Here is a 1,720-nt window from a genome sequence, read left to right as displayed (position 1 = left end):
CGTCCAAAAAGGACGGGCGGGACGCCCATCCCACTTTCAAGAGTGGAAGTTATTTAATTCTCATTCCTAAGTTAAAAAAGCTCTCCAGGTTGCCGCTAAAATAATCGCTGCGATCGCTCCTATGAGTGTATTGAAAAAATTTACTACCTCGTTGGTGAGCCACTCAAACTTTGATTGCACCGTCGCCCCAATCACACTCTCGATGTTCGTGGCAATAAAAGCTGCAACAACACAAAAAACAATCCCTGTCAAGTCAATTAAACCGACTGCCCAACTTAAAAGCGCCATCAAAATTGAGCCGACAATACCCGCGATCGTTCCTTCCAAACTAACGGCCCCTTCCGTACCCCTAGGTACAGGCTGCAAGCTAGTAATCAAAAAAGTCCGCTTTCCGTAAGCTTTGCCGATTTCGCTGGCGCAGGTATCGGAAAGTTTGGTGCAAAAACTCGCCGCGTAACCCAGCAATAACAGAGAAATAGCATCTTGTGGCACAGGCATCTTGCCTGTCTCTCCTAAAACAGCCATCTTTGCTGTCTCTCCTAAAACAGACATTTTGCCTGTCTCTGCTAAAATAGATAATGCCAAAACTCCCAGAGCACAAAAAGTAGCGGTTAAAGCCGAACCCCAGACATTTTCGGGGCCTCTGGCGCCTGAACGCTTTTCGGCTATGCCTTCTGCTTCTTTTTGGGCTTTGCCGATGCGGGTAACTCCCGATCCGACAAGAAAGTAAAACATCACGACAGCATAGCCTTGCCATCCCAAACAGCCCCAGATGAGGACGCCCAGCCCCCAGCCGTGAAATTGGCCAGCGGGAGTGAGCAATTTTTTTGGAGCAATGGTGGCGATCGTGAGTAAAACTGTATTTAGGGCGATCGCCACCAACCAAGGATTAGACCAAGATAAATAATTAAAGAACAATTCTGAATTCTGCATTTAGTACCTCCATGAACCAAGTCTTATTTCATCTTGCCTTCCCCGTGACCGATATTGCCCAAACAAAAGCGTTCTATGTAGACGGGCTCGGCTGCGAACTAGGTCGCGAATCGCCTAATTCTGCGATTATGGGTTTGTGTGGCCATCAAATTGTCGCCCACGTCAGCCGCGAACCTTTGACGCCTCAGCGAGGCATCTATCCTCGGCATTTTGGGTTAATTTTTACTTCCGAAGCTGACTGGGAAGCGTTGCTAGAAAAAGCCCAGCAAAACAAGTTAAATTTCTATCAAGAACCGAGACGGCGATTTGTCGGTTTGCCTACAGAGCACCGTACTTTCTTCTTAGAAGACCCTTTCCACAATATACTGGAGTTCAAGTATTACTGCGAAGCTGAAGCAATTTTTGGTCGCAGCGAATACGCTGAAGTTGGCGATGCTGTTTGATTGCTGCGTGAAATAACAACCAGTTGCAGCATATCAACTTTCGGATTGAATCAAATCACCTGCTGGTGGATGTCGCCCTATAGCTTTGTCAGCAGTACGAATATTAATAACTCTTTCTCGATTTAAGACTAATGCTGTAACTGTAGCTCGTCCAATTGTAGTTAAACCAACTATTGATAATCCATCCGCCGACCAAATAAAATGTTCGTTCCAGGTATCTTGTCTGGGATTAAACAATGGTACTTCTACACTCGACTGGGTATCTATCCCACATTCCGCACCCCCAACTGGCACATAGACGGATTGAGGGCGTAAAAGTGAATCATCCGAGACAATAATGAGTA

The 1,720-nt window shown here is 46.2% G+C and carries 2 protein-coding genes and 1 pseudogene; 1 reads left to right on the top strand and 2 read right to left on the bottom strand.

Annotated features, from left to right (window positions below):
* Nucleotides 1-66: 66 nt before the first annotated feature.
* Complete coding sequence (locus tag QUB35_RS38860) at nucleotides 67-933, bottom strand: DUF92 domain-containing protein (RefSeq protein WP_333148389.1); 867 nt, start codon at nucleotides 931-933, stop codon at nucleotides 67-69.
* Between the two features lie 11 nt (nucleotides 934-944).
* Between QUB35_RS38860 and QUB35_RS38855 the strand changes: the two genes are divergently transcribed.
* Nucleotides 945-1,376 carry a VOC family protein gene (locus tag QUB35_RS38855; protein WP_333148384.1) on the top strand — a complete coding sequence of 144 codons (432 nt, stop codon included), beginning with the start codon at nucleotides 945-947 and terminating at the stop codon, nucleotides 1,374-1,376.
* Nucleotides 1,377-1,409: 33 nt separating this feature from the next.
* Here QUB35_RS38855 and QUB35_RS38850 read toward each other — a convergent pair.
* Nucleotides 1,410-1,720: pseudogene (locus tag QUB35_RS38850) on the bottom strand (hypothetical protein); the annotation flags it as partial.

The sequence above is a fragment of the Microcoleus sp. B13-B6 genome, from assembly GCF_036705405.1.
Classification (GTDB): Bacteria; Cyanobacteriota; Cyanobacteriia; order Cyanobacteriales; family Microcoleaceae; genus Microcoleus.
This window is presented reverse-complemented; position numbering and strand designations above follow the sequence as displayed.

What these genes read in the sequence shown, in the direction of transcription:
- QUB35_RS38860 (WP_333148389.1), bottom strand. Translation starts at nt 933, where the DNA reads ATGCAGAATTCAGAATTGTTCTTTAATTATTTATCTTGGTCTAATCCT.
- QUB35_RS38855 (WP_333148384.1), top strand. Translation starts at nt 945, where the DNA reads ATGAACCAAGTCTTATTTCATCTTGCCTTCCCCGTGACCGATATTGCC.